The 8459-nt window shown below is 61.2% G+C and carries 10 protein-coding genes; 5 read left to right on the forward strand and 5 right to left on the reverse strand.

The genetic code is table 11. From position 1 onward, the window contains the following. From ACXRVY_RS11340 to ACXRVY_RS11350, 3 genes are all read left to right on the forward strand, one after another. The coding region (locus tag ACXRVY_RS11340) for a methylated-DNA--[protein]-cysteine S-methyltransferase (RefSeq protein ID WP_458237413.1) at window positions 1-470 on the forward strand (470 nt) is incomplete at its 5' end. A 34-nt stretch (window positions 471-504) separates the two neighbouring features. Next, complete coding sequence (locus ACXRVY_RS11345; protein ID WP_223461850.1) at window positions 505-1317, forward strand: isocitrate lyase/PEP mutase family protein; 813 nt, start codon at window positions 505-507, stop codon at window positions 1315-1317. 4 nt (window positions 1318-1321) lie between these two features. Next, window positions 1322-1939 carry a DNA-3-methyladenine glycosylase family protein gene (locus ACXRVY_RS11350; protein ID WP_223461852.1) on the forward strand — a complete coding sequence of 206 codons (618 nt, stop codon included), beginning with the start codon at window positions 1322-1324 and terminating at the stop codon, window positions 1937-1939. A 139-nt stretch (window positions 1940-2078) separates the two neighbouring features. On the opposite strand, the gene ACXRVY_RS11355 is transcribed toward ACXRVY_RS11350, so the two are convergent. The 3 genes from ACXRVY_RS11355 to ACXRVY_RS11365 all read right to left on the reverse strand — a co-directional run bounded on the left by ACXRVY_RS11355 (window position 2079) and on the right by ACXRVY_RS11365 (window position 5288). Beyond that, the gene (locus tag ACXRVY_RS11355) at window positions 2079-3176 is read right to left on the reverse strand and encodes an extracellular solute-binding protein (protein ID WP_458237414.1); all 1098 of its coding nucleotides are present in this window, start codon (window positions 3174-3176) and stop codon (window positions 2079-2081) included. 2 nt (window positions 3177-3178) lie between these two features. After that, window positions 3179-4303, reverse strand: a complete 1125-nt coding sequence (gene aguA, locus ACXRVY_RS11360) for an agmatine deiminase (protein WP_223461856.1) — start codon at window positions 4301-4303, stop codon at window positions 3179-3181. A 100-nt stretch (window positions 4304-4403) separates the two neighbouring features. After that, complete coding sequence (locus tag ACXRVY_RS11365) at window positions 4404-5288, reverse strand: LysR substrate-binding domain-containing protein (RefSeq protein WP_458237415.1); 885 nt, start codon at window positions 5286-5288, stop codon at window positions 4404-4406. Window positions 5289-5509: 221 nt separating this feature from the next. Between ACXRVY_RS11365 and ACXRVY_RS11370 the strand changes: the two genes are divergently transcribed. After that, entirely contained in the window at window positions 5510-6001 is a 492-nt protein-coding gene (locus ACXRVY_RS11370; RefSeq protein ID WP_223461858.1) for a GFA family protein, read from the forward strand. A 15-nt stretch (window positions 6002-6016) separates the two neighbouring features. Here ACXRVY_RS11370 and miaE read toward each other — a convergent pair whose 3' ends face one another. Then, window positions 6017-6625 (reverse strand): tRNA-(ms[2]io[6]A)-hydroxylase, encoded by a 609-nt coding sequence (miaE, locus tag ACXRVY_RS11375; RefSeq protein ID WP_223461861.1) that lies wholly within the window; start codon window positions 6623-6625, stop codon window positions 6017-6019. A 161-nt stretch (window positions 6626-6786) separates the two neighbouring features. Between miaE and ACXRVY_RS11380 the strand changes: the two genes are divergently transcribed. Next, window positions 6787-7650, forward strand: a complete 864-nt coding sequence (locus ACXRVY_RS11380) for a universal stress protein (protein ID WP_223461863.1) — start codon at window positions 6787-6789, stop codon at window positions 7648-7650. A 104-nt stretch (window positions 7651-7754) separates the two neighbouring features. Here ACXRVY_RS11380 and ACXRVY_RS11385 read toward each other — a convergent pair whose 3' ends face one another. Next, the gene (locus tag ACXRVY_RS11385; protein ID WP_458237416.1) at window positions 7755-8225 is read right to left on the reverse strand and encodes a DUF1289 domain-containing protein; all 471 of its coding nucleotides are present in this window, start codon (window positions 8223-8225) and stop codon (window positions 7755-7757) included. Between the last annotated feature and the right edge of the window lie 234 nt (window positions 8226-8459).

Raw genomic sequence — 8459 nt, forward strand, 5'->3', positions numbered from 1 at the left:
GGCGTGGACTGGTGCTGCTGGAGTTTCTCGACCAGGCCTCGCTGAACCCGGCGGTCGAGGCGCTGCAAAACCGTTTCGGTTATGCCGTGGCGCCGGGTCACAACGCGCATTTGCAGCAGATCGAAGCGCAATTGCCCGCGTATTTTGCCGGCACGCTCACCGAGTTCAGCGTGGCCTTGCACATGCCCGGCAGCGAGTTCTCCCGTCGGGTCTGGGCCGAACTGGCGAAGATCCCTTACGGCCGGACCACCACCTACGGCGCCATCGCGGCGAGGCTGGGCAAGCCCGGTGCCAGCCGCGCAGTGGGCCTGGCCAACGGGCATAACCGCTTATCGATTGTCGTGCCGTGCCACCGCGTGATCGGCGCCGACGGCTCGTTGACCGGCTACGCTGGAGGCCAGCCGCGCAAGGCGTTTTTGCTCAGGCTGGAGAACGCGGCGGTGCAGCTCACGGAGCAACTGGCGCTCTGATCCCCAACGTCTTTTTCATAAGGAAGGAAGCTCGATGGACAGGCTCGACAATCAACTGCACCAACTGCATCACGAGGGTTTGCTGATCCTCACCAACGTCGCCGATGCCGCTGGGGCGCGGCTGGTGGAGCAACTGGGCAACAAGGCCGTGGCCACCAGCAGCGCGGCGGTGGCCTGGGTGCATGGCTACCCGGACGGCAACACCCTGCCCCTTGAGCGCCTGGTCTCGACCGTCGAGTCGATTGCCCGGGTCATTTCGGTGCCGCTGACCGTGGACATCGAGGCCGGTTACTCCGATGACCTGGAACGGGTGGCCCAAGTAGTTGATGCGGTCATCGCCGCGGGCGCCGTCGGGATCAATATCGAAGACGGTTCCTCACCGCCGGAGTTGTTGGTACGCAAGATTGAAACCGCCCGCCAGGTGGCCGAGCGCCGTAACGTGAACCTGTTTATCAATGCGCGCACCGATGTCTACCTGCGGGGTCTGGTGCCTGCCGAAGATCGCGTCGCGGAAACTCTCAGGCGCGCCGCGCTGTATCAAGCAGCCGGGGCCAATGGCCTGTTTACGGCGGGCGTTACCGCCGAGTACGAGATCAAGGCGCTGTGCCAAGGCACCTCGCTGCCGCTGAATGTGCTCGGCTTCCCGGGCCTGCCGTCGCCCGAAGCGCTTGAAGCACTTGGCGTACGGCGTCTGACCGCCGGTTCAGGCATCGCCGAGTTCCTCTACGGCGCCATGGCTGGCATCGTCAAAAGTTTTCTGCAAACCGGCAAGTTCGATAGCCACGACCTGAAGGCCTTGACCTATGGCGAAGTGAACGCCCTGTTGAAACCGTCCGGGAAAGCCTGAGCCCATGTCTGACGGCTATCGGGCGGCCAGTGAGTTCCTGGCCGCCATCGATGACGACTGGCGCCGCCACATCGACGCCATCGGTCCGTGTCTGCACCAGCCGCATGCGGCGCGTGATCCGTATGAGTCACTGGTGCGGGCGATTGCCTATCAGCAACTGCATGCCAAGGCCGGCGATGCGATTGTCGGTCGGCTGCTGGCGCTGTTCGGTTCGGGTTCGTTTCCCAGGCCTGAACAGATTGTCGCGGCAGATTTCGACCAATTGCGCAGTTGCGGCTTTTCCGCGAGCAAGATCGCGACCATCCAGGGTATCGCCCAGGCGTCGCTGGACGGCGTGGTACCGGATTACGCCACGGCGCTGGCCATGGACGATGAAGCGCTGATCGAACGCCTGATCACGTTGCGCGGTGTGGGCCGCTGGACCGTGGAGATGCTGCTGATCTACAGCCTGGAACGGCCGGATATCCTGCCGGCCGATGACTTTGGCGTGCGTGAGGGTTATCGACGGCTCAAGGGCCTGGAGGTGCAGCCGACGCGCAAGCAGATGATCGAGATCGGATTGGCGTGGAGCCCTTACCGGACTGTGGCCTCGTGGTATTTGTGGCGGGTGCCCAACCGGTAGACCGCGTTTTCGTTCATCGCGAGCAAGCTCGCTCCCACATGGACTTCTGTGTAAATAAAATCTTTGGCAGACACAAAACCTGTGGGAGCGAGCTTGCTCGCGATGACGTCAGTAGCGGCACCTCATCATCCAAAACCAATCACAACCCCGACTTCAACCGACTGAACGCCCGGATCAGCGCCCGGTTGAACGCCTTGCCATTGTCATTCTTGCTGTACAGCGAAGCCCTGACCGCAGCTGTCGGATACGTCCCCGGATCGTTGCGAATCGCCGGGTCGACCAAACCGTCCGCCGCCGTGATCGCATTGGCGTAATGGATAGTGTCGGTGATCGGCGCAATCACTTCCGGGGTCATCAAATAGTCCATCAATGCCAGGCCGGCCTTCGGATGCGGCGCATCCTTGGGAATGACCATGGCATCGAACCAGATTAGCGTACCCTCCTGCGGAATCCGGTACTTAAGCGAATACGGTTTGCCCGCCACCTCGGCCTGGCCCGCCGCGATGCCCACGTTGCCGTTCCACGACATCGCCACGCAGGTATTGCCGTTGGCCAGGTCGCTGATGTTCAGGTCGTTGTCGAAGTAACGAATGTACGGCCGAATCTTCGCCAGTTGCTGCTCGGCCAGTTTCAGGTCATCGAGGCTCTGGCGGTTGATGTCCAGCCCCATGTATTTCATGACTGCGGCGAACACTTCGTTGGGATCGTTGAGCAGGCTGACCCCGCAATCGGCGAATTTCGAGACCACGGCCGGGTCGAACAGCATCGCCCAACTGTCGGTCGGCGCGTCGGGCAGGCGCTGTTTCACGGCCTGTTCCTGATAACCCACGCCTGTGGTGCCCCAGGYGTAGATCCCGGCATAGCGGTTGCCCGGATCGAACACCGCCATGTGCTGACGGAACTCCTCGCCGACGCCGGCAAAGTGCGGCAGTTGCTGCTTGTCGACCATCTGCACCGCGCCACTCTCGATGGCCCGGGACAGATGCTGCCCCGCCGTCAATACCAGGTCGTAGCCACTGCGGCCGGTCAGCAGCTTGGTCTCGACGGTTTCCAGGGAATCGAAGTGGTCGGCCACCACATGGATGCCGGTTTTCGCTTCAAAATTCTTCAAGGTGTCCGGGGCCAGGTATTCACCCCAGATGTACAGGTTGACCACCGGCCTGGCGCTGTCGGCGGCCTGCACACACAGGGGTGCAAGCACCAGCAGTATTGCTTGAGTCAGTTTGTGCAGGCCCATGGTTACGCTCCCTTTTTGCTGGAAGTAGTGGCGGCGTACTGCGGCATGGTGATGCATGCGACGTTGCCGCCACCGAGGAGGATTTCCCGGGAGTTTTCGATGCCGACGACGCTGTGCTTCGGGAACAATTCGGCCAGGGTCGCCAGCGCCACTGTGTCGTTGCGATCACCAAACAGCGGCACCACGATGGCACTGTTGCCGGCGTAGTAATTGATGTAAGACGCACAGATTTTCGTCCCGGCCTGGCGGGTATGGGTGCTGTCCTGCTGATCCAGCCCCTCGGCTTCTTCGGCCGTCCACTCCAGCACATCCGGCTGCGGCAGCTTGTGCACGATCAATTCGCGGCCACGGCTGTCGCGGGTGCTGCGCAGAATGTCGTAGGCCTCCTGATAGATTTCCCACTGCGGGTCGTCACGGTTGTCGGTCCATTGCAGCACCACTTCACCAGGACGCACGAAACACGCGAGGTCGTCGACGTGGCCATCGGTTTCGTCGAACTTGCAGCCCCGGGGCAGCCAGATCACCTGCTCGGCGCCGAGGTAGTCGGTCAGACGGCGGGTGACTTCGTCCTTGCCCAGATGCTGGTTGCGGTTGCGGTTGAGCAGGCATTGCTCGGTAGTGAGGATGCTGCCCTGGCCGTCGCTCTGGATGCCACCCATTTCGGCGATCAACGGCGCGCGATAGCGGTCGAAGCGTTCGATTTCGAGGATTTTGCTGGCGATCTGGTCGTCCTTGTCCCACGGGTAGTACAAGCCGCCGTCGAGCCCGCCATAGGCGTTGAATTCGAAATCGACGCCGCGCACTTCGCCACTCTGATCATTGACCACAAAACACGGGCCGCTGTCGCGGAACCAGGTGTCGTTGCAAGTCATTTCCACCACACGCACTTGCGGTGGCAACTGGCGGCGCGCGGTGGCGAACTGTGCCGCCGACGCGCACACAGTGACTGGCTCGCTCATGGAAATGGCAGTAACGATCTGTACCCAGACTTTCTGCGCAGGCTTGGCACCGTTGCGCCAGACGTCAGTGCGCTCCGGCCAGCCCAGCCAGCAACCGGACTTGGCTTCGAATTCGCCGGGCAGACGGAAACCGTCCTGTTTGGGAATGGTGTCAAGCAAGCGGGCCATGGTCAAACCTCTTCAGCGGGGATTGGAATGACCACAGGCTAAGGGCGTTGATGACTGGCTCGCCAACGATGATTATTTCGGAACACTTGAATTCAACTCATCAATCTAGCAACTGATCGTTGAACCACTCCAGCATCTGCGCCACCGCCGGACGTTCCAGCCGCACCCGTTCACACACCAGCGCGTATTGGCCCAGGGCGGTCATGCTCGACGTAAACGGGCGGACCAGCCGACCGCTGAGCAAATCCTCCTGGGCCGTCAGGTTGTCGCCCATGGCCACGCCCTGCCCTTGCGCCGCGGCCTCCAGCGCAAGCCCCGCATGGGCGAAATACAACTGGCGGTCCGGGCGTTGGTCGCCGGCATGGCTGGTGAGCCACGCGGTCCAGGTCTTGCCGTCCTGGTCGTCGTGTAGCAGGCAATGGCGAGCCAGATCCTTCGGGGTTTTCAGCGTGCCCTGGTTGAACAGGCCGGGACTGCACACCGGAAAGAACTGCAATGCCGGCAGCGGCCGGACGAAATACGCGGTGCTGTCCAYGGGGCCTGTGCCGTAGGTGATCGCCAGGTCGATGTCTTCCCCGGGCGCCGTGGCGTCGATCGGTTGTTCGTACAGATGCAAGGTGATGTGCGGGTAACGCGCGTAGAAATCCGTGAGACGACTCATCAGCCACTTTTGCGCCAGCTCGGCGGTGACCGCCAGACGCAACACCGCCAGGGATGAGGGATCGCGCAGCTCGTCGCAGGCATCGCCAATCAACTCGAAGGCCTGTTGCAAACTCTGCATCAGGCGCCCGGCGGCCAGGGTCGGGCGAATCTGCCGGCCCTCGCGCACGAACAGCGATACACCGAGCTGCTCTTCGAGCTGGCGAATCTGGTGGCTGACCGCGCTGTCGGTGACACACAACTCGGCCGCCGCCCGGCCGAAATGGGCATGACGGGCAGCGCATTCGAAGGTTCGCAGGGCTGCCAGGGAAGGTAATCGTCGCATCAGGTCATGTCCCGGTTTCGAGGGGGACATGCTGACTCGGCAGTTGGTGGGCGTCCAGTGGGACCGCGTTATCGTTCATCGCAGGCAAGCCAGCTCCCACAGGGGAATGCATTCTAATGCGGGAGCGGCGGTGCGACGATTCGACTTGCTCGCGAAGGCGTCGGCACCATCACTGCATATCTTCTAGGCTGAACGGGATCACTCTACCAACGGAGACCAGCATGCAACTCGAAGGCTCCTGCCATTGCGGTGCGGTGTCATTCAGCCTGACCAGTGCCCACCCCTACCCCTATCAACGCTGCTATTGCTCGATCTGTCGCAAGACCCAGGGCGGGGGCGGCTTTGCGATCAACCTCGGGGGCGATGCCGCCAGCCTCAAGGTTCGCGGACGCAAACACATCGCGATTTACCATGCGCGACTCAAGGAAGAAGGCGACAAACGCGCCCACAGCAGCACCGCCGAGCGGCATTTCTGTTCGGTGTGCGGCTCGGGTCTGTGGTTGTTCAGCCCTGAATGGCCCGAGTTGATTCACCCCTTCGCCTCGGCGATCGACACCCCGCTGCCGGTGCCGCCAGAGCACACGCACCTGATGCTGGGTTCAAAGGCATCATGGGTGGAAGTCGAGGCGCAGCCCGGAGATCTACAGTTCGATCTGTACCCCGAAGAGTCCATCGCGCAATGGCATGAACGACTGGGTTTGAGCCGTTCATGACTGGGTGGTGCGGGATTACGCCGCTACCGGCACACCACTATGAAAACGGAACTCCACGTCCGGCGACTCGATCAGTTCCTGCTCGGCGGCGCGGACCTTGTCGATCACCAGGGCGATGTCCCTGGCGTCGCCGTACTGACAGGCCAGTTTCAGGTAACCCTGGAAATGCCGGGCCTCGCTCTTGAGCAGACCGAAGTAAAACTTGCCCAGTTCTTCGTCCAGATGCGGTACCAGCGCTTCGAAACGCTCGCAACTGCGGGCCTCGATGAATGCCCCCACCACCAATGTGTCCACCAGTTTCACCGGCTCGTGACTGCGTACCACCTTGCGCAGCCCCGACGCGTAACGCCCGGCGGACAGCTGGCGCAGTTCGATCTTGCGGCGCTTCATCAGGCGCATGACCTGTTCGTGGTGCACCAGCTCTTCCCGGGCCAGGCGCGACATCATGTTGATCAGGTCGACGTGGGAGTGATACTTGGCGATCAGGCTCAACGCGGTGCTGGCAGCCTTGAATTCGCAGTTCTTGTGGTCGATCAGCAGGGTTTCCTGATCGGCCAGCGCGGCCTGGATCCAGCCGTCGGGGGTGCGGCAGCCAAGGAACTCGTGAATTTCGGGAAGGATCATGGGGCTCACGGACAAATAGGTTCAAACGAAGGGCGCCGATTATACCGGCCTGCCCGCAGACCACCAGTCGCCAACCGTTGATATGCATCAAGTCCCCGAATCGCAGACAGCAACTATAGTTGTGCAACGCCGTGCTTTTTTATTGTCAGGAGATCGCGCTCATGCAAGCCGTACGCAGCATTCTGGTGGTCATCGACCCCGAACACTCCGAAAGCCTGGCGCTCAAACGGGCGAAGTTGATCGCCGGTGTGACCCAGGCGCAGTTGCATCTGCTGGTGTGCGATCCCAAGCATGATCACAGCGCCATGCTGGGTGTGCTCAAGGCCGCGTTACTTGCGGACGGCTACACCGTCACCACCGAGCAGGCCTGGAATCAGAGCCTGCACGAAACCATCGTCGATGTGCAGCAGGCGGAAGGTTGCGGCCTGGTGATCAAGCAACACTTTCCCGACAGCGCACTGAAAAGGGCCCTGCTGACACCCGAGGACTGGAAATTGCTGCGCCAATGCCCTTCCCCGGTACTGCTGGTGAAAACCGCTGGTTCATGGAAAGACAAAGTGATCCTGGCGGCCGTCGACGTGGGCAACGCTGACGGCGAACATCGCCATCTGCACAACACCATCATCGATCATGGCTATGACATCGCAACCCTGGCCAAGGCCCACTTGCACGTGATCAGCGCCCACCCGTCGCCGATGCTGTCGTCAGCCGACCCGACGTTTCAACTCAGCGAAACCATCCAGGCGCGCTACCGCGAGCAATGCAAGTCGTTCCAGGCTGAATTCGACATTGACGATGAACACCTGCACATCGAGGAAGGCCCGGCGGATGTGCTGATTCCGTTCATGGCGCACAAGCTGCAGGCGGCAGTGACGGTGATCGGCACCGTGGCGCGTAGCGGGTTGTCAGGGGTGTTGATCGGTAATACGGCGGAAGTGGTGCTGGATGCGGTCGAGAGCGATGTGCTGGTGCTCAAGCCGATGGAAGTGGCGGATCATCTTGAGGAAATTGCCGGCAAGCATTGAGATCTGTGCCGTCTGGTAAATCGCCATCGCGGGCAAGCCCGCTCCCACAGGGGATTTGTGAACGACACAGGTCCAATGTGGGAGCGAGCTTGCTCGCGATGCTTTTAGGCGCCAAAGGCGTCTTTGAGGAAACCCGGCGCAATGTAGCGCTGGTAATGGGCCTCGGAGAGCAGGAAAAATTCCCGATCGATGGCATCGCGCAATTCCGGCAGATTCCAGTCGCGAAACTCCGGCAGCAGCACCATCCCGTAGGCTTCCAGGTTGTTGATCACCCGTGCGCCCCGGGCGATCAACTGGTAGGCCCAGCAGTATTCCGACTGATGGGGCACGAAGCGGATCTTGCGTTGCTCCAGCTGCATTCGCAGCAGCGCCGGGTCGAAAATCTCCACCTTGGCGGCCATCACCTGGGACAGCAACTGCTCCAGGCGCAGCCATACCGCGCGCTTTTCCTCCTCGTTGTAACCGTTCCAGTGGRTCACTTCGTGGTGGAAACGCTTGCAGCCACGGCACACCAGGTCACCGTAGACAGTGGAGCAAAGGCCGACGCATGGCGTCTTGATGGTCTGATTGGGCATAGATAGGCAAAACGCGAAAAAGCAGAACAGGCCGGCATGTTAGCCCTTTGTCGGCCATTGATCACCCCTCAACGTTCAGGGCCTTGGGTGAATCGGGGTTTGCCGGCMGCCTCCACCAAAGTCCAATAAACACTGACTTACCTTTAATTTTTTTTTGCCGTAGAATCAGCCTGCCTTTTTAGGCGCCAATGTCCGTTAGAAGCTGTTTTCAAAGCGTCACGAGCACAGTCGTTC

The organism is Pseudomonas sp. P5_A2_2 (genome assembly GCF_054177685.1).